General features: G+C 41.0%; 23 protein-coding genes and 1 pseudogene. 20 read left to right on the top strand and 4 right to left on the bottom strand.

Annotated elements, in window-relative coordinates:
* Window positions 1-31 precede the first annotated feature (31 nt).
* The 4 genes from TPET_RS09465 (at window position 32) to TPET_RS07505 (ending at window position 5058) form a co-directional block, all read left to right on the top strand.
* Window positions 32-127 carry a Cys-rich RiPP peptide gene (locus TPET_RS09465; RefSeq protein WP_010865309.1) on the top strand — a complete coding sequence of 32 codons (96 nt, stop codon included), beginning with the start codon at window positions 32-34 and terminating at the stop codon, window positions 125-127.
* 101 nt (window positions 128-228) lie between these two features.
* Window positions 229-1620 carry a radical SAM/SPASM domain-containing protein gene (locus TPET_RS07515; RefSeq protein ID WP_004083362.1) on the top strand — a complete coding sequence of 464 codons (1392 nt, stop codon included), beginning with the start codon at window positions 229-231 and terminating at the stop codon, window positions 1618-1620.
* Window positions 1621-1625: 5 nt separating this feature from the next.
* Window positions 1626-3344 carry an ABC transporter ATP-binding protein gene (locus tag TPET_RS07510; RefSeq protein WP_011943915.1) on the top strand — a complete coding sequence of 573 codons (1719 nt, stop codon included), beginning with the start codon at window positions 1626-1628 and terminating at the stop codon, window positions 3342-3344.
* A gap of 19 nt (window positions 3345-3363) precedes the next feature.
* Window positions 3364-5058, top strand: coding sequence for an ABC transporter ATP-binding protein (locus tag TPET_RS07505; protein ID WP_004083354.1), 1695 nt, complete (start codon window positions 3364-3366; stop codon window positions 5056-5058).
* A gap of 83 nt (window positions 5059-5141) precedes the next feature.
* Here the strand turns inward: TPET_RS07505 and TPET_RS07500 are convergent, their stop codons facing one another.
* The 3 genes and pseudogenes from TPET_RS07500 to TPET_RS07490 all read right to left on the bottom strand — a co-directional run bounded on the left by TPET_RS07500 (window position 5142) and on the right by TPET_RS07490 (window position 7157).
* Entirely contained in the window at window positions 5142-5291 is a 150-nt protein-coding gene (locus TPET_RS07500) for a type II toxin-antitoxin system HicA family toxin (protein WP_227738448.1), read from the bottom strand.
* Window positions 5292-5320: 29 nt separating this feature from the next.
* Window positions 5321-5539, bottom strand: coding sequence for a type II toxin-antitoxin system HicB family antitoxin (locus tag TPET_RS07495; RefSeq protein WP_004083352.1), 219 nt, complete (start codon window positions 5537-5539; stop codon window positions 5321-5323).
* 12 nt (window positions 5540-5551) lie between these two features.
* Window positions 5552-7157, bottom strand: a pseudogene (locus TPET_RS07490) (hypothetical protein).
* Window positions 7158-7391: 234 nt separating this feature from the next.
* Here TPET_RS07490 and TPET_RS07485 point away from each other — a divergent pair.
* From TPET_RS07485 to TPET_RS07425, 14 genes are all read left to right on the top strand, one after another.
* The gene (locus tag TPET_RS07485) at window positions 7392-8114 is read left to right on the top strand and encodes a radical SAM/SPASM domain-containing protein (RefSeq protein WP_081440592.1); all 723 of its coding nucleotides are present in this window, start codon (window positions 7392-7394) and stop codon (window positions 8112-8114) included.
* A 122-nt stretch (window positions 8115-8236) separates the two neighbouring features.
* Window positions 8237-8947: an ABC transporter ATP-binding protein gene (locus tag TPET_RS07480; RefSeq protein WP_012896511.1), complete on the top strand. Its 711-nt coding sequence runs from the start codon at window positions 8237-8239 to the stop codon at window positions 8945-8947.
* Window positions 8944-9135, top strand: coding sequence for a hypothetical protein (locus TPET_RS07475; protein WP_011943911.1), 192 nt, complete (start codon window positions 8944-8946; stop codon window positions 9133-9135). The genes TPET_RS07480 and TPET_RS07475 overlap by 4 nt, the downstream gene beginning before the upstream one ends.
* 11 nt (window positions 9136-9146) lie before the next feature.
* On the top strand, window positions 9147-9668 hold the full coding sequence (locus TPET_RS07470) for a hypothetical protein (protein ID WP_011943910.1): 522 nt from the start codon (window positions 9147-9149) through the stop codon (window positions 9666-9668).
* 93 nt (window positions 9669-9761) lie between these two features.
* Window positions 9762-9851, top strand: coding sequence for a zinc ribbon domain-containing protein (locus tag TPET_RS09720; protein WP_081434642.1), 90 nt, complete (start codon window positions 9762-9764; stop codon window positions 9849-9851).
* A gap of 112 nt (window positions 9852-9963) precedes the next feature.
* Window positions 9964-11292: a radical SAM/SPASM domain-containing protein gene (locus TPET_RS07465; protein WP_011943909.1), complete on the top strand. Its 1329-nt coding sequence runs from the start codon at window positions 9964-9966 to the stop codon at window positions 11290-11292.
* Complete coding sequence (locus TPET_RS07460) at window positions 11273-12637, top strand: radical SAM/SPASM domain-containing protein (RefSeq protein WP_011943908.1); 1365 nt, start codon at window positions 11273-11275, stop codon at window positions 12635-12637. The genes TPET_RS07465 and TPET_RS07460 overlap by 20 nt, the downstream gene beginning before the upstream one ends.
* A complete protein-coding gene (locus TPET_RS07455) occupies window positions 12606-12791 on the top strand; it encodes a hypothetical protein (protein WP_004083335.1) in 186 nt (61 codons plus the stop codon). Before TPET_RS07460 ends, TPET_RS07455 begins: the two co-directional genes overlap by 32 nt.
* Before the next feature lie 7 nt (window positions 12792-12798).
* Window positions 12799-13611, top strand: coding sequence for an ABC transporter permease (locus TPET_RS07450; protein ID WP_004083333.1), 813 nt, complete (start codon window positions 12799-12801; stop codon window positions 13609-13611).
* A 9-nt stretch (window positions 13612-13620) separates the two neighbouring features.
* Window positions 13621-14337 (top strand): ABC transporter ATP-binding protein, encoded by a 717-nt coding sequence (locus tag TPET_RS07445; protein ID WP_011943907.1) that lies wholly within the window; start codon window positions 13621-13623, stop codon window positions 14335-14337.
* Window positions 14338-14343: 6 nt separating this feature from the next.
* Complete coding sequence (locus TPET_RS07440; RefSeq protein ID WP_011943906.1) at window positions 14344-16059, top strand: ABC transporter ATP-binding protein; 1716 nt, start codon at window positions 14344-14346, stop codon at window positions 16057-16059.
* 112 nt (window positions 16060-16171) lie between these two features.
* The gene (locus TPET_RS07435) at window positions 16172-16414 is read left to right on the top strand and encodes a hypothetical protein (protein ID WP_004083342.1); all 243 of its coding nucleotides are present in this window, start codon (window positions 16172-16174) and stop codon (window positions 16412-16414) included.
* Between the two features lie 122 nt (window positions 16415-16536).
* Window positions 16537-16920: a helix-turn-helix domain-containing protein gene (locus TPET_RS07430; protein ID WP_004083341.1), complete on the top strand. Its 384-nt coding sequence runs from the start codon at window positions 16537-16539 to the stop codon at window positions 16918-16920.
* Between the two features lie 44 nt (window positions 16921-16964).
* A complete protein-coding gene (locus TPET_RS07425; protein WP_004083340.1) occupies window positions 16965-17351 on the top strand; it encodes a hypothetical protein in 387 nt (128 codons plus the stop codon).
* Window positions 17352-17460: 109 nt separating this feature from the next.
* On the opposite strand, the gene TPET_RS07420 is transcribed toward TPET_RS07425, so the two are convergent.
* The gene (locus tag TPET_RS07420; protein WP_011943905.1) at window positions 17461-19023 is read right to left on the bottom strand and encodes a hypothetical protein; all 1563 of its coding nucleotides are present in this window, start codon (window positions 19021-19023) and stop codon (window positions 17461-17463) included.
* 740 nt (window positions 19024-19763) lie between these two features.
* Here TPET_RS07420 and TPET_RS07410 point away from each other — a divergent pair.
* Both TPET_RS07410 and TPET_RS07405 read left to right on the top strand, forming a co-directional pair.
* Window positions 19764-21548: a radical SAM protein gene (locus TPET_RS07410; protein WP_011943903.1), complete on the top strand. Its 1785-nt coding sequence runs from the start codon at window positions 19764-19766 to the stop codon at window positions 21546-21548.
* Complete coding sequence (locus TPET_RS07405; protein WP_004081534.1) at window positions 21541-23469, top strand: hypothetical protein; 1929 nt, start codon at window positions 21541-21543, stop codon at window positions 23467-23469. Before TPET_RS07410 ends, TPET_RS07405 begins: the two co-directional genes overlap by 8 nt.
* The last annotated feature ends 5 nt before the right edge of the window (window positions 23470-23474 follow it).

Raw genomic sequence — 23474 nt, 5'->3', positions numbered from 1 at the left:
TCGGAAACCACATACGAAAGGAGGGGATGCTATGCAGAAGATGCCAAAACCAGTTGTTCCTAATGATTATTTGAACCCAGGAAAAGGATGTGGAGGAGCTGGTCTCGTCTGTGGTTGGTGTGGTTAAGGAAAAATAGCAGCCGCTTTTTTCCCTTTCCCCTGGCGAAAGGCCAGGGGAAGGGGTTCATCAAGAGGCTCTATTTCATTTTACCAAGGAGGTTTTAAGAGATGATAACCATTAATCTACCCAAGGTCTTTTTCTCATTGATTGAAGCTCCTCGCAATAATAGGTATCTTCTAGACAAGGTTAATTTTGATTTCTACAAATTAGATGATAGTATACAAATAACAAGAAAGGCTTCTTCTTACCTAGTTCGCACTAAAGCCAAAAATGTCATAGAAGAGCTCGAAAAGTTAAAGAAAAATACTTTAATTTCTCTGAAAAGAAAGTTGGTTAAAGATAATGATATTTTGCGTTTAGCGCTAAATGTATCTCAGGTTTGTAGATTAAAATGCAGATACTGTTATGCTAACGCTGGAACATATGGTAATCCTGGCTTTATGAAGAGAAATGTATTAGTACGGACCCTTGATTTCTTTCTTTCGAATTATAATGTGCACAATATACATATTTTTGGTGGAGAACCTCTCCTAAATATTGAAATGATAGAAGAAATGTTCAGAATATTGACATCAAAGTATGCTAAAAAATTCAATAATCTGCGAATAACCGTAGCTACAAGTTTATTTGTTTCAGAGGAAACTATCAATCGCTTTATTAAAATTTACGAGTCCTATAAGGATAAATTCCAAATCTATATGGTTGTTAGTCTAGATGGGCCGAAAGAAATACAAGATAATACAAGACCTAGTCTTGATAGCAAGTCTAGCAGTTTTGATCGGATAAAGAATAACATAAATTTGCTTAAACAGAAAGGTTTTTCTATATCATTTGAAGTTACCTACACCAAGTTACACAAGCAACTCGGTTGGAATATTTTGAAAATATACAAATATTTCTATACCGAATTCAATGCTGCAAATGTGATTATCTCTCCGGTGTACGACTGGAATGGTTCTTTAGACAAAAATTTACGAATCGATATTTCCATTGCTCAAGAATATTATGAAATAATAGCTTCTCTGTTAGAAAAAAGTCGCAGAGGAGATTTAAATGACTTTGATCGTGCCCTGCTGTGTAAATTACTGATGAATTATCTCAACCCTAGTGACTCTTCTGGCAAGATAATTGTTAGTACATTTTGCCCTGCTGGGTCGAATTCATTTATTGTAGATATTTTTGGAAACATATACCCATGCCAGCTGGTTGTAGGAAATTTAAAATACAGAATATCGAATGTTGTAAAAGATAATGAAGAAAAAATACTAAAGAATTTGAAAGACTGGAGGTATAAAGCTTTGAGATTATTTACCAAAGCTAGATACAGCAAGTGCAAGGATTGCTATTTCTTGTTTTACTGCAGTAGATGCATTTTTAAGCGTGATTACCAAAAAGATATGTTCAAAGCATGTGATGTTGAAAAGAAAATAATAGAAACAATTTTGGAATTTGATCCATGGACATTATTACCTTTAATGGATAATTTTAACGGAGGATGAAAACTATGAACCTCTTCTTATTTACAGGTCATCTCAGAGACGATATCAGAAAATTCGAGAGGAAGTACAAAAAACACTATCCGATTTTCTTCTTACTGGAAGGCCTGTTTTTGACCACCAACGTTCTTACTCCACTTCTCATCAAAAAGACCATCGACAGTGCGTTTTACAGAGGTGATGTGGGAGAAATCGCTCTGTTCTCAGTACTATACTTCATCGTTCTTGTGGCCCAGTCTTTCATCATGTACAAACTCAACTACTCAGCTGCGAAGTACTTGCTGAACGCATCCCGGGCTAGGGAATCGAAGAGCGCATACGCAAAAATCCTGGCGCTTCCACTGACTTACGCGAACTCACAGAACACCGGTGATTATCTTTCGGTTTTCATGAGGGATGTTCCGAAGGTAGCTTCGGGAGTTTACCTTGGAAGGTTGCAGTTTTTCTTCAACCTGGGATTTTTCCTTGCTGTTCTTTTCCTTTTGTTCATTCTGAGTGTAAAACTCACTCTTGTGGTCCTGGTGAGCATCGTTCTGTTTTTTGTGTCAACCTCGATTCTGAGGAAGATGGTCATCAGGGCTTCTCAGAGAGATCAGGAATCCTACCAGAGGTTTTTGAAAAGATCCAGGGAAGTGGTGGAAGGAATTCCTGTTCTCAAACAGTTTTCTGGATCTTCGTTTCTCAAAAACTTCCTCGATTCAAGTGCCGGAGAATGGAGCAGGGCGAGTATCGCTCACAGTACGGCAAATGAACTGTCGAACAGAAACATCGACATTAACAGATGGATCGGGAGTACCATCGTTCTTGCCTTCGGTATTTATCTTCTCTGGAAGGGTGAGATAAGTGTCGGAACACTTCTGGCCTTCGAATCTTACATGAACTGGATGTACGACATCGTCAGAATGGCGCTCACAGGCCTGACAATGTTCTTTTCGACGCTTCCAAACTGGGAAAACTTTGCGAGAATATTTTCCATGCCCTTTGAAAGAGCAAGCGGTATAAATCTTGAAAAGTTCGAAAAACTGCAATTGAGGAATGTGTATTTTAAATACGACGGAACTCCTGTTCTCACTGGTTTGAATTTCGAGATAAACTCCGGGGATAAGATCGCAATTGTGGCAAGATCTGGGGCAGGAAAGAGCACGCTCGTTTCTCTTTTCAACAGGCTACTGTCTCCCACAGAGGGTGAAATTCTCATAAACGGTGTTCCCATCGAACAGTACTCTCTTCAATCACTCAGAAGAAACATCGTTCTTGTTCGCTCGAACGATATACTCTTTGATACAACAATCAGAAACAACATCACCCTTTTTGAAGACTTTCCAGAAGATGAAATCGAAAATGTTCTCAAAATGTGTGAGTGTGACTTTGTTGAGAAACTGGAAAGCGGAATAGACACGATCGTAGGAGAGAGGGGAACAAAACTCTCAGATGGTCAAAGGCAGAGAATAGTCCTCGCGAGAGCTTTGATAAGAAAACCACAGGTTCTCATCCTAGACGAGGCCACCTCTGGTGTTGATGGCAAGACGGAGGAGAGGATTTTCGAGAAAATCTTGAGGGAAATAGAAACTGTGATTATCATCTCACACAGGCTTTCCACTGTGAGAAAGGCCAAAAAGATATACGTCATGGAGAACGGACGGATTCTGGACTCTGGTTCTCACGAGGAGCTGATCGTCAGGTGTGAAAAATACACAGAGATTCTAAAGGAGCAGTTTGTAGAATGAATTGGGAGGAAAAGTGGGCATGAAAACTGGAAAGTTTCGGCTCTTGAGGAAGAATCACATAGCACTTGCCGTTTTGACAACTGCGAGCTTAGTTGCCTCGGGTTTTTTCTATTCCAGAAGGGTCACTTTGCTTCAAAGTGCCGTTGACAGAGCGATTCACAGCAAAGAACTTTCATCTTTCCTTGGAGACATTCTGTTGTTTCTTGTGTTCCTCTTGTTAACCATTATTTTCGATTTCCTGGCCAGTTTCATGTCCGCTGTCAACAACGTCGGTATGTTCAAAAATTTGGTCAGAAGTCAGATAAGACTGATGCTCGACGCTGATATGCTTGAACTGAAAAAGCAAAACACAGGAGAGATAATAACCCGCATGTTCGATGATGGGTGGTATATAATCAGTCTGTACTCCTCTACAATTCCAGACCTTGTGGCAACATCGTTCAAAGTAGGACTGCTCGTTTTCGTGTTCTACCAGCTCAGTCCCAGGATTCTTCTCATTGCCCTGCTTCTGTCTCCTCTCTACAGTTTTCCACTATCGAGTCCCAGACGGAGAATAATGGAACATCAGGAAAAAGAACGCTCGAGTTTTGAGAAATGTGTCAAGTTTATAAACGAGACGTTGAGTGGGGCGGCGGTTATCAAGGCATTCGAATCGAAGAGATTTTTCTACAAAGAATTCGGAAAATTAACTAACCTGTGGTTGAACACGTCGAATACGCTCTTCAATGTGGTGGCGAAAACGGAGAGTCTCTATCCGTTTTTAAACGGATTGCTCCCGATACTCGTTGTTGCTCTATCGTCTTTTCTCATCGCGAAAAAGGAAATAACAATCGGAAGTGCGATATCGTTTTTCTACTTCATCAGCGGTTTTTATTCATCAATAAGCAACGTTTACAGTTCTGTTCTAGACATTATGAGATCAAGGACGTATAAAGAACGAATTTCAGAGGTTATGGAACTCAGCGCTGAGAAAGGTGGTGGAAAAGAGCTCGGAGACTTCAAACAGATGAGTTTGCAAAATGTTTCCTTTGGATATCCAGATGGCGGGGAGATACTCACTGATTTAAACATAAAGATAGACGCAGGCGACAGGGTGGCCATAGTGGCGAGTTCTGGGGAGGGAAAGAGCACACTTGTGTCACTCTTCAACCGCTTTCTCACACCCACAAAAGGTCAGATCCTCATCAACGACATCCCTATCGAGCAGTATTCACTTTCTTCACTCAGAAAGAAAATCATCCTTGTTCGATCGAACGACATCTTGTTCGATACTACCATCAAAAACAACATCACGCTTTTTGAGGACTTCCCGGAGGATGAGCTGGAACGTATTCTCAGGATGTGTGAGTGCGATTTCGTCGAGAAACTGGAAAACGGGATACACACCGTTGTTGGTGAAAGAGGAACAAAACTCTCGGACGGTCAAAGGCAGAGGATCGTCCTTGCAAGGGCTTTGATCAGGAAACCACAGGTTCTCATCCTGGACGAAGCCACCTCTGGTGTGGACAGCGAGACAGAGGAGAAAATCTTTGAAAAAATTCTGAAGGAAATCAACACCGTGATCATAATCTCCCATAGGCTTTCCACAATAAGAAAAGCAAAGAAGATCATCGTACTGAATAATGGAAGAGTGGAAGCCGAAGGAACACACGAAGAACTCATGGAAAAATCTCCCCTTTACAGGGAGATTGTAAGGAGTCAATTGGAGGTATAAGAACAGTAGAAATGTTTGTGTGGGGAAAGTACTGATATAGATTTTCGAGTATTTTCTTGAATTCTTCCACTGATATACCCGCTTCACGGATGATTTTTCTTATTAAGTGACTTGGGCAAGTCTCTTGCATGAAATGGGATGGTCGTATACTTTCCATTGCTGTGCCTGTAGAACACATGACTTCCTTTTTGGCGAACACGTTGAAATCCAAGTTTCAGTAAAACCTTCTCCATAGTTTTTGGATCAACTATTGGAAGACGACTCAAGTTTCCACCTCTATCATCTCAAGAGCCACGAATTCCTGGTGATTTATTTCATCTCCTGCTTCCTCCAATACGAGCTCAAGCACCTCTTTTAAATTCCTTCTCACTTCTTCTAAGGAACTACCTACAGTATGCACACCTGGAACATCTGGAACCATTCCAACATATTGCTTTGTTTCAGGATCGTATTCAATGATAGCTGTGAAAATTTTACGCATGTTTTTCACCTCTCATTTTTCCACCATGACAAATGATATGGCAATTTCGATTAAATTATACAGGACCATATGCCTCAAGATTCTTTCCAGTCTCCTTCTCACTCTTCCATCCTCTTCACACCAGAAGGCAGCAAACAGGGGCTGAACCTTGAGAGAGTACTTCCTCGCAAACCCTCTCACCGCTTCTGGACCTTTCAATCTGATCCCAAACCTCACTCCATCGTACCTTCCGTAGTTCCTCAGAAATCTGTCAAGAAGCTTTCTGTCAGATTCTTTCATCTCGATGTATTTCAAAGTGAATCTTTCCAGTCTCTTTCTTTTCATCTTTCCAAGGGCCTTCTTCACCGCTTCTTTTCTTCCTTCAATGAAAGGATGAGCCTTCACCATTGAAACAACAAATTCCATGGTCCGGTGATCTTTTGCCATGAAGTCAGCGAACAACTCAATATCTTCAAGGAGTGTGTATACCTTTTTGAGTCTTTCTTTCCTTGAAAGGAATTTTCTATCAAGAAGAGCCGTGTAGGTGGAAAGAAAAAGGATTTGTCTCTGATGGAGGGAGAATCCTTTTATTTTTTTCTGATGATTCCTTGTATTTTCTTTCAATCTCCATTTTTATCCACTCGTTCCAAATGGGAAAAGGCGCACTTGGATCGACACTGAATGTCAACAGTCTTCTTATCGTATCTGCACGAATCGTTCTTGTTTTTCCCTTCAATATATCTGAGATACCTTTGGAACTGAGAGGTCTTCTTTTCTGAATGACATTTTTAATGTACTCTCTCACCTCACTTGTGTTCGGATAAGTCGATCGCGTATGGTCCAGCACAAATTTCTTTGCTTCTTTGAGTAGAGGCAAATAATTCTTTGGCACAGAAATCGAAACGATGATATGTGCAGTACTGTGAATGAAAGGTGATCCTATGCTTTTTTCCAAAACAAACAGGGTATCCAGTGTTCCAAAGAGGTTCCCCGGTGCTTCCTTGTAGTATCCAAGCCAGAAAACAGCTCCTTTAGAAAGATCGTAGGCGAGTTTTGGGTGTTTTTCCTTAATGTCCCATGCCAGATCGTTCAAAGAGGAAACCATACAGGTTGGATGGGGAATTTCTCTGGACAGTTTGTAAGCCTGTATGTAACCGTGCACCGCTTCAGAGAGGTCTCCAGAATCTGCTTCCCTTCTTGCCAGGGAGAGATATAAAAAGGAAAGTGTGGATTTTCTGTAATCGTTTTTCCACACCCTCACCTTCCGTAGTGGCTTTACTCCGCTTGCTTCAAAATTTATTAAAGTAACGATCACAGTATCTCTTATCGATTTTGACATTTTGGGAAGGTTTCTTTTCAGGTATCTGTATAAGTTCACATCCGTTTTACCTGTATATTTTAAAAATGCCAGTTTGTTCGCTAAAAGGAAGTACTTCGCAGTTTCAGACCTGCTGTTCTCCACAGCTTTGTCTGCTCTCCGAATCGCTTCTTTGAAGTTCCCTTTCCACGCGAGTTTTAAAACATCGAGAATTCCCTTACAATCTCCTGGAATGTTTCCCTCACAGAGAAGATAATTGGCGACCGGGAGAGAAAATGCACCATACTTGAAGATTTCTTTGAGACTCTCAATACCTTTCATTTTCAATCACCTCTTTATAGTTATACCCCAAAAAATCAAATTGTTTCGAACTCGACAAAATTTGGTGCTGAAAATGTGCTTCTAGAGAGGATTTTGGAACAGCCAAAACTTGAAAACCATATAAGGTTTGATAAGGTGATGACAGGTGATCAGAAATGCGAAAGGTTCTGATGATTATCTTTTTGATATTTGTCCTCTTGTCCACAACCATTTTCGCTGACAAAGTGAAGACAGATAACGAAACACATTCTCAGAAAATTTGAAGATTTAGGTGTAAAAGTCATAGAATTAACTGGTGGAGAACCAACCATATTTCTGGACTTCAAAACAGTGTTAGAGGAGATATTTAAACATAATCTTGAATTGGTTGGCATTTTATCGAATGGTTCAGGATTCAGTGCTGAAGTTTTGAAATTGATTGAGGAGAATAAAGAAAGAGTGGCTTTTCAAATCGATCTACATAGTATTTATCCAGAATATTATGAATGGTTCACAGGTAATAGATATGCTTATGAGAAAGCCGTGGACACTATCTCAAAAGTAACAGATACCGGTGTACCTGTCAGAATTGCTTGCAATGTGACTCCAAAAAATGTGGATCATATGTTCGAAATAGCAGAAACTGCCCATAAGCTTGGAGCTACATCAATTGCATTCGGACCGATTGCTCCATTGGGAAGAGCAAAAGTCAATAAGAACTTGATTCTGAGTATGGATTCTTTTAAAAAATTCGTTTCCAATATGAATAAGCTTATCAACGTATATGGAAAAGATTTCATAACCACTCTTGAATCAAGGCCAAATGCTATTAACTGCGGAGCAGGCTGGAACAGCTTGACGATTTCTCCAAACTTTGATGTGAAAATTTGTCAAATGGCAAGTGTATATATTGAAAATCTTAGAAGATATGGATACTCGTACAGAAATTTTCTAATTGAAAATTCAGATCTTTTGTAGACAATATCAGAAACTCCTGCTCCCAACGATAAAATATGCAAAAATTGCAACGATTTATGGTTTTGTCACGGATGTATAACAAGGGGCATGCAAAAAGCATCAGAGAAGGGGGAAAGATGCCTATGGAGAAAAGAGATTTTAGAACCAAAGCCATTACTCTTAGAAAAATTAATAAAAAGATAGGTGAAAAACACATCTTGAAAGATGTTTCCTTTGACATTTTCATGAATGAGATTCTTGCATTGATAGGTCCCAACGGTGCGGGGAAGACGACTACCATAAGGTGCATTTCTGGGATCTTCAAGGTTGATTCTGGCACTATTATAAAAAATCCAAACTTAAGGGTTTCTGTAGTGAGCGAGAAGGACTTTTTCTGGGAAGGAGACACCGGGCAAAAGAATGTAGAGAGATTTTACAAATACTTTGAAGGAAAACTCAGCAAAGACATGATCGATTATTACTCGGAAAAACTCGGCTTGAAAGAGTTTCTAAGCAAAAAGGTTCACACATATTCGAAGGGTACGAGAAGAAAGCTTTCTTTCCTGCTCTCTCTACTTCCAGATCCCGATCTTCTGATACTTGACGAACCGATGAGCGGACTTGACCCAATATCGAGGATAAACATGAGGGAAACGATAAAAGAGCTCAAAAGAGCGGGAAAGGGTGTCCTCATAACTTCGCATGACCTTGCTGAAGTAGAGAAACTCGCTGACAGATTCGTCCTGATAAAGGACGGCAAGATACTGGCGGACAACTTGGTATGGGATGCTCTTTCAAAGTATCAATCTCTGGAAAAACTCTTTCTCGATTTCGTAAAGGAGGGAAGGTCATGAAGAGGGAATTTGGATATTTCTTTGAAATGAACTTTAAAAAGCCTCCCTTTTACTTTGTGATGATCTTCATAATGGCGCTTTTTTCCTTCACTCTTGCGCAGCTTTTCGCAGACGAAACAACCAAGCAGATCCTTGCAAACGAGAGTATCGCGAGAATTTATATCGCTGAAATGCTCTATGTTATGTGATGTCCCTCAGCATGATCATGATGGGAATCTTCACAATTCTTCAGCAGGTTATAATCCCGGAGAAAGAGAGTGGAAGGATCGAATTTCTGCTTTCAAACGGCTTTAGGATAAAAAGCTATCTGAAAAGTGCTATCCTGTCCATGTGGCTTTCAGGTGAGATTTATCTTGCGATCTTTTTCATAGTTTTTGTGTTTCTTGCAAGGACTTTCAACATCAAAGCGTTTCCGACAGATGTGACCAAGATTTTCATATATGGAACCATAGTGAACACAGGCGTGTCGACTTTCATAAGCAGCGTGGTGATGAAAATCAGAAGGGCCGCTCTCATGAGATTCGTAACGATAGCGAGCGTATTCGCTCTGGGATATGGTGGAAACGTTCTGATAAACTCTACGGTGAAAAACTTTCAAGGTGATATCTTTTCTCTTTTGCTAACTTTCTCGCTTATCATGGGTGGAGTATTCTTCGCACTGGGTATGTTTTTTGGAAAAGGTGTGGATGAGGAAACAGTTGTTCTCACGATTCCAGAGTAAATTAAATCGTTTTCCTAGTCCTTACAAAAAACAAGCCATAAAGCACATTCCTTTCAGGAATTATGATGAACTTAAGCAAAGAACTATCAAAACTTGCTGGACGAGTCCTACACCTCACAGACGTGTCCTGTCTGCGGTAAAAGACACAAGACTTCGACGAGGAACTTCATGGGACCAGACTGAGGATGTCAATTGCTGAGAGTACGGTTTCTATAAGGGTATGCTGGTTGTCTGGTGTGTTCTCCAAACGCGAACTGTACCAGCTGTTTGGCGAAAAACTAAGGGGGGATCTTTCGTGTTCAAACCTTCAAGATACAATGTGATTTTCAGAGATGGCGACTACGTTGTGTTTGTGAACTTTCTAACCAGAGCGATCGCTCGTCTGGAAAAAAGCAAAGCAGAAATTGCAGAGAAGATTCTCAAAGATCCAGACGAAGAGATCCCTGAAGAATGGCTTTCCATAAAGAAAGATTTGATCTACGGTGGGTATATCGTTGATGAGGACTTCGACGAAATAGAGCATCTGAAACTTATGAACAGAATGACCCGCTATGATTCTTCCTCGGTTATGGTCACGATCATACCCACCCTGGCATGCAATTTTGATTGTATCTACTGCTATGAATCGAAAACAGGACCTTCGATGACAGCGAAAACGGCAGAAAGGATCGTAGAATATCTGAAAAGGCTGATTCGAACCAGAAGATCTATAAGTGTAGGCTGGTTCGGCGGGGAACCCCTCCTGTGTTTTGACGTGGTGAAGTTCGTAAACTCATCGCTGATAGAAGCATGCAGAGAAAACAATGTGGATTTTCACTCCTCCATGTCAACGAATGGATACCTTCTCGACAAAGAAAAAGCGGAATGGTTTGACAGGCTCGAAATAAGAAACGTTCAAATAACGATCGATGGCCCAGAAGATGTTCACAATAAATACAGGCCTTTGAAAGGTGGCAAGGGAACTTTCGACACCATTGTGGAAAATCTGGAGAATCTCTTCAGGGTCACGGAGAAACTTCAGGTCACGTTCAGAATGAATGTGGGACCTGACAACTTCCATCGTGTAGAAGAGTTTCTGAACGTTCTGGAGCGATTTCCGAAAGACAGAACGAGGGTATATTTCAGGTGGATTTTTGGATCGAACAGCAGGGAATTCTTTTTCAGGAAGGTCTATGAGATCAGAGATCGGGAGTCTCTGAACATTCTCAATTTCTACGAAAGTGCTGCGAAAAGAGGCTTCAATGTGTTTCTTCCCGTTCTTGTGCAAAACAGATACTGTGAGTACGACTGTGTGTCTTCTGTTGTGATAGGTCCACAGGGAGAGTTGTATCCATGCACAGTGAGAGTGGGAAAAGGCATGGAGATAGGAAGATTGACCAACCGAGGACTGGAATACGACAGGAAAAAATATCTCAGATGGCATTCTTTCGATGCTTTCGAAAGCGAAGAATGCATGAGGTGCAAACTCCTTCCTGTGTGCATGGGAGGATGTAGAAGTGCCAGGTTCGATGGCAAAACGGGATGCCCTGAAGAGAAAAAGGATCCGGAGAAATTCGCAAGGGAATGGTACAGGATAAAACTCCTTGAAAGGCAGGTCGAAAGACATGAAGCCTTCGAGATTTAATTTGGTAATAAATGAAAGCGATGGCACACTTTTGTTCAACACGCTTTCTCAAGCCCTTCTGTGGATAGATAGGAAAAACACCAACAAGGTACTGAAGACCCTGGAAGATCCTTCCTCGGCAGAACTTTCGAAAGCGGAAGTTGAAAAGTTGAAACGGGGAATGTTTTTGCTTGATGACAACTTCGATGAACTGGAGTTTCTGAAATTTCGCTTCAACACGTATCGCTACAGTGATAGATTTTTGAGATACACAATTGTTTTAACCCACTCCTGCAACTTCGATTGCGTTTACTGTTATCAGAAGGTAATTCATATTTCCTCAGGATCCTACATTTCTGAAAAAGTGCAAAGCAACTTCCTCCTGGATGTGGAAAGAAAATTAGAATACCAAAAACCAAACCTGCTGAGCGTTACTTTCTACGGGGGAGAACCTTTGCTTCTGGAAGAAACAGTGGTGAATCTGAGCAGCAAACTGAAAAGACTCTGCGAAAAATATGGTGTGAAGTACGATTCCTTCATCGTGACAAATGGCTACCTTCTGACGGAGAAGATGGTAGATGATCTTCAGAAAGCAGGAATAAAGGCACTGGACATAACACTGGACGGTACAGAGGTGTACCACGATCGGTACAGGAAAGCCAGAAACGGTGCTCCAACTTTCAGCACCATTTTCGAAAATATCTTTCGTGCTGTCAACAAAGGCTTATTCGTTCAGATCAGAGTGAACGTGTCTAGAGAGAACATTGAAGATGTGAAGAAACTCATCGATAGGATAGCAGAGAAAAAGTTGAGAGTGGAGTTCAATTTCCAGCCCATAGAGATCGTTGAGGGAAATCCCACAGGCTTTCAGGACACAGCACTGAACACAGAAGAGTTTGCGGAGATAGAAACGAAGCTGTGGTGGTACATCAGGGAGAAAATTCCTGAGTATCCTTTTGAATATTTCAAAAAACCACGTTTTGCAAGATGTGATGCCATGTGTAAGAACAGTTTCGTGGTCGATGTGGATGGAAGAGTGTACAAATGTTGGGGAGAACTTGGTATGGAGAACTGTTCAGGTTTTTTGAAAGAAACCGGAGTCGAATTCACTGGATCGTATTTGAAGTGGTTGACGTATGACCCACTTGAAGACGAAGAATGCAGAAGATGCCTTGTGCTTCCTTTCTGTATGGGTGGATGTGCTTTCAACAGGGTGGTTTATAGAACCCTGAAATCCTCAAAGGTAAAAAAGCCTCACACATGCATCCCGTTGAGGTACAATTTAAATGAGTTTATAAAGATAGTTGCAGATTACAAAAGGAGGAGTGCCGTTCATGGAATTTCTCAACGATCCAGTGGTGGATGAAAAGGTCTATCTGAGTTTCTGCGATAGTCTGAAAGACCGATGTGGAGACAGAGTGGGAAACTGTGATGAATGTACGAACAGTCACTGTGTAGGCCTTTGCAACACCGAATGTGATCATGTTCCATGGTGGAAGCGAATTTTCCTCTGGTGGTGAAGGTCATTTGAAACTTCTGATCAAAACGTTGTACTTCATTAGAAAAGATATCCTCATCTGGCTTTCTTACAGAACACAGCTTGTTCTCGGGCTCTTATCCGGTTTTGTGGGAATTGTCCAGTTCGGTTTCATTGGAAAATTCATCGCACAGGGGAACTACTTTCCCCTGATAGAGCGATACGGTGGTGACATCCTGGCGTACTTCATCACTGGTTCTGTTTTCATGTCTTACACGAATCTTGCCCTCATGACCTTCAAAGGTGTCATACAGAGAGAACAGAGCATGGGAACTCTCGAGTACATCCTTCTTTCAAAGACACCTCTCTGGCAGCTTTTTCTCTTCAGTTTCGTGTCTTCCTTCTTTTTCACCACGCTGAACATCACACTGATTTTTCTGGGACTGGTCTATCTCTTCTCGGTTCATATCACACCGAACTTTCTTGAAGCCCTGGTTGTTCTTTTCACTGTAATGCTTCCTCTCATGGGTATTGGCCTTCTCTCTGCGTCCATCGTTCTCGTCACAAAAAGAGGAGATCCTGTGGGGTGGCTTTACACCACACTCAGTGGCTTGTTTTCTGGTATCTACTTTCCCGTGGAAATTCTTCCAGACTGGATAAGACCTGTTTCGTACCTCATTCCCAGCACTTATGGCATAGACCTTTTGCGAAGAGTCCTCATGAGAGGCGAACACCTTTCCAGTGTGTCGGAAGGACTGGTTCTTCTTGCAGCAACAGGAACAGTATTGATATCAGCGGGAATCGTTGCGTTCAAAAGATCCTTCAATCAGGCCCGATTGAGAGGAAGTCTGAGCTGGTACTGAGGTGAAAACGTGCTAGAGGTGATCGATGTCTGGAAGAAATACCCTCCGAAAACACAGGCTTTAAGGGGAGTGAGTTTTGAGGCGGAAGAAGGAAGTATCACGGCGGTCTTCGGCGAGAACGGTTCTGGAAAGACGACACTTTTGAAGGTTATAGCCTCCTTTCTCATTCCTGACAGAGGGAAGGTTCTCATAGACAGTGTGAACATCGTGGAAAAGCCTTCCTTTGCAGTAGAAAAGGTCAGCATATCAACCGGGTATGAGAGGAGCTTCTACTACAGGTTGAGTGTGGAAGAGAATCTGAAGTTTTTTGGTATGTTGAACGACCTTCTTGGAAAAACGCTGAAGAGAGAAACAGAAAGAGTGATGAAGGAACTGGGTCTTCTGGAGTGCAGGAAAAAGAGGTACATGGAACTTTCCACCGGGTACAAAAAAAGAGTTGATGTGGCAAGAGCCCTGATGAAAAAGGCGAGCATATACATCTTCGATGAGCCGTGCAGTGGAGTTGATCTCAGAACGAGATTGAAGATACACGAGATCATGAAAAGACTCAAAGAGAGTGGTAGAATCGTCATCTTTGCAAGTCATGACCTGGAGGATCTAAAGATCGCAGACAGGGTGATCGTTTTGAAAAAGGGCGAAAAAGTTCTCGAATTTTCTCCAAAAAAGGAAGATTTGGCGGCAGTGTTGAGAGGTATTTTAGAGATACAGGCATTTCCGGGGGATTGAGAGGCTATGAAATTTTTCTCAGCAAGTAACGTCAGAGACGATATCAAAAAATTCGAGAGGAAATACAAAAGGTACTATCCGATCTTCTTGTTACTGGAGAGCCTGTTTTTAACCACCAACGTTCTCACTCCACTTCTCATAAAAAAGACCATCGACAGTGCGTTCTACAGGGGTTCTGTAGAAGAAGTCGCTCTGTTTTCCATACTTTATTTTGTCGTTCTTGTGTCTCAGTCCTTCATCATGTACAGACTGAACTTCTCAGTTGCGAAACACCTGCTGAACGCATCACGGGCTAAGGAATCAAAGGGTGCCTATGCGAAAATCCTGACACTTCCACTATCTTTTCTGAACTCGAGGAACACCGGTGATTATCTTTCGATCTTCATGAGGGATATTCCGAAGGTGGCCTCGGGGGTTTATCTTGCGAGGCTTCAGTTTTTCTTCAATCTGGGATTTTTTCTTGTTGTTCTTTCGCTTCTGTTCATTCTGAATGTGAAACTTGCCCTTGTGGTTCTGGCGAGCATCGTTCTGTTTTTTGTATCGACTTCAATCCTGAAAAAGATGGTCATCAGGACATCTCAGAGAGATCAGGAAGCCTACCAGAGATTTTTGAAAAGATCCAGAGAAGTGGTGGAAGGAACACCGGTTCTCAAACAGTTTTCTGGCCTTTTGTTTCTCAGAGATTTCCTCGATTCAAGTGCCAGAGAGTGGAGCAGGGCAAGCATCATCCACAGCACGGTAAACGAACTTTCGAACAGGAACATCGAGATGAACAGATGGGTCGGGAGTACCATTGTCCTTGCCTTCGGTGTTTACCTTCTCTGGAAGGGTGAGATAAGTGTTGGAACGCTTCTGGCTTTTGAATCCTATATGAACTGGATATACGACATCGTCAGAATGGCACTCACAGGTCTGACGACGTTTTTCTCTACAGTTCCAAACTGGGAAAATTTTACAAGAGTGTTTTCCCTGCCCTTTGAAAGAGCAAGCGGAATAGATCTTGAAAGGTTCGAAAAACTGCAGTTGAAAAACGTGCATTTTAAATACGATGAAACACCTGTTCTCACTGGTTTGAATTTCGAGATAAACTCCGGGGATAAGATCGCAATTGTGGCAAGATCTGGTGCAGGAAAGAGCACGCTCGTTTCTCTTTTCAACAGGCTACTGTCTCCCACAGAGGGTGAAATTCTCATAAACGGTGTTCCCATCGAACAGTACTCTCTTCAATCACTCAGAAGAAACATCGTTCTTGTTCGATCGAACGATATTTTGTTCGACACCACTATCAAAAACAATATCACCCTTTTTGAAGACTTCCCAGAAGATGAGATCGAAAATGTTCTCAAAATGTGTGAGTGTGACTTTGTTAAGGAACTGGAAAACGGAATAGACACGGTTGTTGGAGAAAGAGGGACAAGACTCTCAGATGGTCAGAGACAGAGAATCGTCCTTGCAAGGGCCCTGATAAGAAAGCCGCAGGTTCTGATTCTGGACGAGGTTACATCTGGTGTTGACAGCGAAACAGAGGAAAAGATCCTTGAAAAAATTCTGAATGAGATCGAGACGGTGATCATCGTCTCTCATAGACTTTCTACCATAAAAAAGGCCAGCAGAATCATTGTACTGAACGATGGAAGGGTGGAAGCTGAAGGGACCCACGAAGAACTCATGAAGAAATCTCCTCTCTACAGAGAAATTGTGAAGAGCCAGCTGATGAGATGATTCGATTTTTCTGCCACACGTCAACTGAATTGTAACAAATCGTCCATTTGTAAAATTATGACTTATTTAGGTTATAACCGCTAACGGGTGTATAGGGGAAAGGACGGTGTTCATGAAAAAAGAGATAATAACATTGGACGAGTTTCAGAAAGAATTCGAAGAACTGATAAAAAGGTATGTTCCAAGACGAAGAAGGGATAAATTGATATCGAAATATGAAAGTCTGATAAATACTCTGGCCATTGAAGGAGAAAAAGTCTTAGTGCAGCCTTACTTTGAAAAACTCAAAGGGATTGGTGATGTGAATTTATATGCTCTTAGGTTGGAAAAGAAAAATCCAAAAAGAACTATGTAGTTTTTCTCTGCGCTTTTTTAGAAAAGGAAAGCAGCGATTATGACAGAGCTATAAACAACGCAAAGAAAAGATTACAAAAGATCACGGGAATATTGTGAAAGATCTAAGAGGAGGTGACGGAGGTGAAGGAATTCAAAAAGTATTCCGATGTTTTTGAATTGTTCGAAGAAATGGGATTTCATCATTCTGAAGAGGAAAAAGTTTTTATCGAAGTGATGTCTCAGATAGGAGGTCAGCTGCTAGCCTATAGGAAGATGCACAACCTGACCCAGAAAGATCTGGCCAAAAAGCTTGGAGTATCCCAGTCTATGGTTTCAAAAATTGAAACAGGAGAGAAAAACATATCTATTAGGGTGCTGGCAAAGATAGTCGCTGCACTTGGTGGTAAAATCAAAATATCTCTTGGGTTACTGCCGGAAGAAGAAAACAAATCACCAAGATATGGCTTTGGAGTGTCTGAAGAAATAATCACATCTTTTGAAGCTCAAAGGAGTGTCGCTGCATGATGAAGCAAAAAAATAGTATTATCCCTTCAAGGAGTTTTTTCAGAATGCTGGGTTACTTCATTGAAGAAGCAAAATTTCAGTTAAAAGAAGTAAAAGGCAATTTTATTGATTACCAACTCGAACTCGAGCCAGAATTTGGAAAAATAGTTCATCAAAAAGATTATTTTTCTAGGAGCATCGTTTTAGGTGTTTACATAAGAGGAAGGCAAGGAAATGTACAGGTTCACGATATGTATGTAAGAATAAAAGGTAAATTCGAAGCCAATATTGAAGAAAGCAGCGAAGATTTGTTTGACAAACTTTGTAAATACAATGGTTTAATGAACCTACTCATTATAGTTCGATCTTTCGTAGCCACAACAACTGCTCAAATGGGGATTCATCCTGTGCTCATTCCTATGATAGACTTAACAAAGGTTGAGGTAAATTAGTTTTTGATTGACAGATCTTCAACTGTACAAGCCACTCTTCTTTAGAAGAATGGTAAGCGGTCAGTGGAGACAGGATTCACAGATTCCATAAAGAGTTAGGGCATCGTGTTCAATTTAGAAACATGTATTTCAAAATTCTTTCCAGTCTTCTTCTCACTCTTCCATCCTCTTCACACCAGAAGGCAGCAAACAGGGGTTGAACCTTGAGAGAGTACTTCCTCGCAAACCCTCTCACCGCTTCTGGACCTTTCAATCTGATCCCAAACCTCACACCATCGTACCTTCCGTAGTTCCTCAGAAATCTATCAAGGAGCTTTCTGTCTGACTCTTTCATCTCGATGTATCTCAGAACAAATCTTTCCAGTCTCTTTCTTTTCATCCTTGCAAGGGCTCTCTTCACTGCTTCTTTTCTTCCTTCAACGAAAGGATGAGCCTTCACCATTGAAACAACAAATTCCATGGTCCGGTGATCTTTTGCCATGAAATCAGCGAACGACTCAATATCTTCAAGGAGTGTATATGCCTTTTTGAGCTTTTCTTTCCTTGAAAGGAACTCTCTATCAAGAAGAGCCATGTAGGTGGTAAGAAAAAGGATTTGTCTCTGATGAAAGGGGAGCTCTTTAAGCTTTTCTGACGACTCCCTGTATTTTCTTTCAATCTCCATCTTTATCCACTCGTTCCAGACAGGAAAAGGTGCCCCTGTATCAACACCAGATGTCAACAGTTTTCTTATCGTATCTGCACGAATCATTTTTGTTTTCCCTTTCAATATATCTGAGATACCTTTGGAGCTGAGAGTTTTTCCTTTCCAAGCGACCTTTTCAACATATCTTCTCAACTGACTTGTGTTCGGATAAGTTGATCCTGTGTAGTCCAACACAAATTTCTTCGCTTTTTTGAGTAGAGACAGATAATCTTCTGGTACGGGAAGCGAAACGATGATATGTGCAGTGCTGTGGATAGACGGTGAATCCATGTCTTTTTCCACAACAAACAGAGTATCCAGGGCTCCAAAGAGATTTCCTGGTTCCTCTCTGTAGTATCCTAGCCAGAAAACGGCTCCTTGAGAAAGAGCATGGGCAAGTTTTGGATGTTTTTCCCTGATATCCCATGCAAGATCGTTCAGGGAGGAAACAATACAGGTTGGGTGAGGAACCTCCCTGGATAGTCTGTAGGCCTGTATGTAATCGTGTACCGCCTCAGAGAGTCTTCCAGAATCTGCTTCCCTTCTTGCCAGGGAGAGATATAAAAAAGAAAGTGTGGATTTTCTGTAGTTGTTCTTCCACACCCTCATCTTCCGCAGTGGCTTTACTCCGCTTGCTTCAAAATTTATTAAAGTAACGATCACAGTATCTCTTATCGATTTTGACATTTTGGGAAGGTTTCTTTTCAGGTACCTGTACAGATTCATATCTACTTTGCCTGTATATTTTAAAAATGCCAGTTTGTTCGCCAAAAGAAAATATTTCGCTGCTTCGGATTTGCAGCTTTTCAAAATTTTATCTGTTTTCTGAATCGCTTCTTTGAAGTTTCCTTTCCAAGCGAGTTTCAGTATACAGAGAACCTCTCTGCACTCTTTTGGAAGGTTTTCTTCGAGTAGCATGTAATTCACTGCTGGAAGAGAAAAAGCACCGTACTTGAATGTCTCTTTCAGGCCTTCTATACTTTTCATCTTTACTCCCTCTGTTATAGTTATACCTCAAAAAACCAAATTGTTTCAAAGCCCATGAAATCTGGTGCTGAAAATGTGCTTTTAAAGAGGATTTTGGAACAGCCAAAACTTGAAAACCATATAAGGTTTGATAAAGTGATGACAGGTGATCAGAATGCGAAGGGTTTTGATGATAATCTTTTTGATACTCGTTCTCCTGTCTACAATCATTTTCGCTGACAAAGTGAAGACAGATAACGAAACGCATTCCTGGAAAAGTGAGATTACGGAACAGGTTCAGGTTGCACCCAAAAGTGCAGCTACTTGTGAGGTTACTTTCAAAGGTTCAACTGCTGGAAATCAGAGTTTTTAACCCTTGTTCTGCTGTACGTAAAAAATCATTTTTATTTAAGTTCACAGAAATTTTGCGATCTAAAAAACAGCCCTGTAAGTTCTTTTCAAATCATTGAAGAATTTTCTTTAAAACTTGAAAACCATATAGGGTGTTTTAGCATCTGTGCGGGGGGTGAGAAATATTGGCACCGTGCAGATGTGGGAAAGTTCCTGAGTTGTTGAGGAGGATTTTGATTCTGATGGCAAGACAGACGCAGGGAACGAAATGCAAACTTTTTGAGAGAGTGTATATAATATCTTTTAATATACTTTTTAGGAGAAGCGAAAAAGACCGATGGCTCAAGTGAGAGGTAAAGGATGAAAATTTGTACAAAGGGCAAGAAATGGTTCATTTTGGGGGATGAAACATGAGAACTTCTCTTCTTTATAAGATCAAGGAAGAAGAAAGAATACTTCCTTCCAAAAATTTAAAAGGCAATGAAATCATCTTCATTCTGGCTTTTCCTGACATATACAAGTACGGTTTGCCGAATCTAGGAATCCAGACCCTGTATAAAGAGCTGTATCTTAGAGATGATGTTGCTGTTGATAGGTATTACACAGACGAAGATCAGCCTTTCTCTTTCGAATACGGTTTCAAACTAAAAGATAGTGATTTCATAGGTATTAGTTTTCAATACGAAGGAATCGTGTTAAATGCTTTCAAAATATTGAAAGCAGGTTCTATACCATTGATCAATCTTCTCAGAGAAGAGAACGATCCCATTATAATAGGTGGAGGACCTGTAGCTAATTATAATCCACTGCCGTTATCTCTAGTTTGTGATGTCATAGTCTTAGGAGAGGCAGAAGAGGCTATTCATAAAATCATAGATTCATACAAAGTTTATCGAAATGTAAAAAGAAAGCGTATGAAATTCCTGCAGGCTGTCTCTCAAATAGAAGGGATTTACGTGCCTTGTATTCACGGTTTTTTCCAAACGGGTATGGTGAAACAAACCAGTCCTGTTGATATAAACGAACATCCAGCACATAGTATATTCGTTACTAAAAATACCGTTTATGAGGGAAGAGTTTTTTCTATAGAAGTGAGACGAGGATGTACCCAAAGATGCAGATTTTGTTATATGGGGCATAGGTTAAAACCACCTAGAACTTTAAGATGGGAAACATTCAAGAAAATAGTTGATCTAGCAATTGATCAGTGCAATGTGGAAATAATTAAACTCTTCTATGAAGGACTAGAAACTAGGATTGTAGAGCATTATCTTGAATACATCATTAAAAAAGGAGGGAGAGTGAGGATCGGTTCTCAGAGATTAGAAAAATTGTCGAAGCGGATAATAGAGATTGCTGCAATTTCCGGCCAAAGAAAGATAACTGTAGCACCAGAAACGAGCGGAAGATTACGCAAAGTAATAGGTAAACACGAAATAAAGGATGAGGAAATATTGGAAGTGGTTAGGATCTCTTCCCTCTATGGCATACCAGATTTCGGTCTTTACTTTATCTTAGCCATACCTGGCGAGACATTTGAGGATTTAGATAAGATAGCAGATCTTATAATGAAGGTTCGGCATCAAATGAACAAACTAAAGAATACTGATGGGCGCTTGGAAATAGGTATAAATCCTTTATATCCTAAACCTTTCACTCCTTTCCAGTATGTGAAACTTCCGTCGCTTAAGAATATTGAGGACAGATTTCTTTACATTGTAGAGAAAGTTAAAAAAGAAGGATTTCCTGTGGTTATATCAAATGATGTTGTTGACGAAAAAGTGGAAAAAAGACAAAAAGATGAAAATGAAAATGAGTCGCTTGTAAAATTTGAAACAACGGTGTTTCATCCAATTTCTTTACTCCAACCAATGATTTCAAGGGGAGGATTAGAAATAGCTTTCTTGCTACACTATTTGCATAGCAAACGCTTCAATACTGTCAGTGATCTTGAGAATCTCCTGAATGAGTTTGGTATAAATGCAGCTTGGTACTTTGAGGAATATATTGATAAATACTGTCCTTGGAAGATCCAGAAAACTTTAATATCAGAAGATTATCTATTAAAAGAATATTTTAAGGCTTTGAACTTTATATCAACAGATGAGGAATGTAAGTTAAATTGTTCTCAATGCTTTAATCGATGTATTGATATATCGACGACCAACTATCAGGGGGGAATGTCGAATGCTTGAGATTGTGGCCTTCAGAGGGGATGAATATGGTCTTTCAGCCAGGATACTGGCTGATTTTCTCGATGAATTCAGAATCCATGAAATGTCCCCCGATAACTTCAACGGGAAAGAAGAGATAGAAAATGACTTCATAATCGTGTGCAATCCAAAACTGCTGACGGAAAATTTCCTGAGGCAGGCGTATGAATACTCCAGAGACAGGGGCATTTACTTTGGAGTCATATCTGCCCTCTCCATCGATCTGCTGAGAGAAAAACTCGCAAATTACCAGGAACAGATCTCACTTGATCCCCAGCAGTATCTTATAATCTTGAGGAAGGAAAACAAAAGTATAAAACACAGACTCAACGCGGAAGTTTTCACGCGGTACGAAAGCACGGTGGACAACTTCGACAGAGTGAAGCACAAAAAGCTCTGTTTGAGCATGGTGATAGATGGAAACAGAAGGCATCTGCATCTGAGTGACGGAAAGATCTGCGGAATCAACAGAGACATCCCTCTGGAAGAGATTTACAGATACTTCCCGGACTGTCAGAACTGCGAATATGAGAGGGTTTATGCTCAGGATGTTCAGGCTGAGTGTATCTTCATGGACTCGTGCTCAAGCACTCTCATTTCCACCTCAGAGAAGGGAGAGTACATAAACGTTGGAATGAACTTTTTGAAGAACGCAAAGGTCCTCATCAGCTCTTACAGGCCAAAACAAGGCTATAACAGTGAGGCTCTTCTTTTCCATCATCTCATCTCTCACGGATTCGAGGCAGGAGAAGTGCTCTACATTCTGAACACGAACTCCTACAACCACTGCTCGGACTACCTTCCGTACATACTCTACGGCTTTCCAAACGCAAAGGTGACCATTCCAGAAAAACTGGAAGTGGACAGGCTGAGAATGGGGAAAAGCGAGATCGTTTTAGAAATCGACAGAATTGCTGGGATGAGGCTTTTAGAGATTCATGCAGGAGAGGATATTCTCAATGAAGTATTGAAAAGGCAGTTCTATGTGTTTTCCAGCGACGAGATAAGGAAGGACGTGTTCTACTCGGTGATACCCTATCCGCTCAAAAACAGTATCAAACTCTTTTTGTATTCATGGGAAGAAGTAAATGGGCCGTTGAGAATTGTTTTCGGAGTGGGGAAAAGGCTAAGAGAAGATGTGTATTCAAAAAGATATTTCAACATGAGAAAACTGGAACTTCTGGGATTCAGGCACAAGAAGATTCAGAATCAGGTTCACGATTACTTCTCGAAGATAAACGAGCAAACGGAGGTTCTGGACGAAGCAAACAGAAACCTGAAAAACTTCGATTTGCACAGATTGAGTAAGAATCTGTCAGCAGTGGAGGAGAGAATCTACAACCTTCTGGCCGATCATCTTCTTTCACAGAATCCGAAGTTTTTCATAGAGGTGTACGGCGAAAACATGACGGTCAGATGTGCAGAAGAAGACCTTCACAAAACCATCAGGTGTCCGTACTGTGGTAATTACCTGTCAATAAAAGAGAGCGAAAACACTCTCGTACCCATGAAAAGATACTCTGGATTTTGCAGCAACTGTCACAACGTTTTCGACACCGAGAGCGTTCATCCCCCGAAGTATCCTGAGATAGTCCTTGTTCACGAGCAACCCGACAGAAAGATCTTCTACGTGAAAGTCTGGAATGAAAATGCCCACACCACGAACAACCTGGTGTGTTTCAACCTGTGGTGTGAGAACAGAAGTGAAATGGAAAACATTTATTTGAGCAGAGATTTTCAGGTCTTCACGCTTGAGCCTGGTGGGGAGGAAAAGTTCGAAGTCGAGGTGGCCCTGAAAAGGACAGATCAGAGAATCAACAAGACCTACTGTCTCTACGTATACTGGTTTGAAGACTTCAATCTCAGTGTCAGCACCTACACCTTCAGACTGAAGAACGTGTAGAGGAG

This window comes from Thermotoga petrophila RKU-1 (assembly GCF_000016785.1).
In the GTDB taxonomy this organism is placed as follows: Bacteria; Thermotogota; Thermotogae; order Thermotogales; family Thermotogaceae; genus Thermotoga; species Thermotoga petrophila.
This window is presented reverse-complemented; position numbering and strand designations above follow the sequence as displayed.

What these genes read in the sequence shown, in the direction of transcription:
- TPET_RS07505 (WP_004083354.1), top strand. Translation starts at nt 3,364, where the DNA reads ATGAAAACTGGAAAGTTTCGGCTCTTGAGGAAGAATCACATAGCACTT.
- TPET_RS07460 (WP_011943908.1), top strand. Translation starts at nt 11,273, where the DNA reads ATGAAGCCTTCGAGATTTAATTTGGTAATAAATGAAAGCGATGGCACA.
- TPET_RS07440 (WP_011943906.1), top strand. Translation starts at nt 14,344, where the DNA reads ATGAAATTTTTCTCAGCAAGTAACGTCAGAGACGATATCAAAAAATTC.
- TPET_RS09465 (WP_010865309.1), top strand. Translation starts at nt 32, where the DNA reads ATGCAGAAGATGCCAAAACCAGTTGTTCCTAATGATTATTTGAACCCA.
- TPET_RS07425 (WP_004083340.1), top strand. Translation starts at nt 16,965, where the DNA reads ATGCTGGGTTACTTCATTGAAGAAGCAAAATTTCAGTTAAAAGAAGTA.
- TPET_RS07510 (WP_011943915.1), top strand. Translation starts at nt 1,626, where the DNA reads ATGAACCTCTTCTTATTTACAGGTCATCTCAGAGACGATATCAGAAAA.
- TPET_RS07410 (WP_011943903.1), top strand. Translation starts at nt 19,764, where the DNA reads ATGAGAACTTCTCTTCTTTATAAGATCAAGGAAGAAGAAAGAATACTT.
- TPET_RS07500 (WP_227738448.1), bottom strand. Translation starts at nt 5,291, where the DNA reads ATGGAGAAGGTTTTACTGAAACTTGGATTTCAACGTGTTCGCCAAAAA.
- TPET_RS07405 (WP_004081534.1), top strand. Translation starts at nt 21,541, where the DNA reads ATGCTTGAGATTGTGGCCTTCAGAGGGGATGAATATGGTCTTTCAGCC.
- TPET_RS07480 (WP_012896511.1), top strand. Translation starts at nt 8,237, where the DNA reads ATGGAGAAAAGAGATTTTAGAACCAAAGCCATTACTCTTAGAAAAATT.
- TPET_RS07515 (WP_004083362.1), top strand. Translation starts at nt 229, where the DNA reads ATGATAACCATTAATCTACCCAAGGTCTTTTTCTCATTGATTGAAGCT.
- TPET_RS07470 (WP_011943910.1), top strand. Translation starts at nt 9,147, where the DNA reads ATGATCATGATGGGAATCTTCACAATTCTTCAGCAGGTTATAATCCCG.
- TPET_RS07495 (WP_004083352.1), bottom strand. Translation starts at nt 5,539, where the DNA reads ATGCGTAAAATTTTCACAGCTATCATTGAATACGATCCTGAAACAAAG.
- TPET_RS07455 (WP_004083335.1), top strand. Translation starts at nt 12,606, where the DNA reads ATGGAATTTCTCAACGATCCAGTGGTGGATGAAAAGGTCTATCTGAGT.
- TPET_RS07420 (WP_011943905.1), bottom strand. Translation starts at nt 19,023, where the DNA reads ATGAAAAGTATAGAAGGCCTGAAAGAGACATTCAAGTACGGTGCTTTT.
- TPET_RS07475 (WP_011943911.1), top strand. Translation starts at nt 8,944, where the DNA reads ATGAAGAGGGAATTTGGATATTTCTTTGAAATGAACTTTAAAAAGCCT.
- TPET_RS07435 (WP_004083342.1), top strand. Translation starts at nt 16,172, where the DNA reads ATGAAAAAAGAGATAATAACATTGGACGAGTTTCAGAAAGAATTCGAA.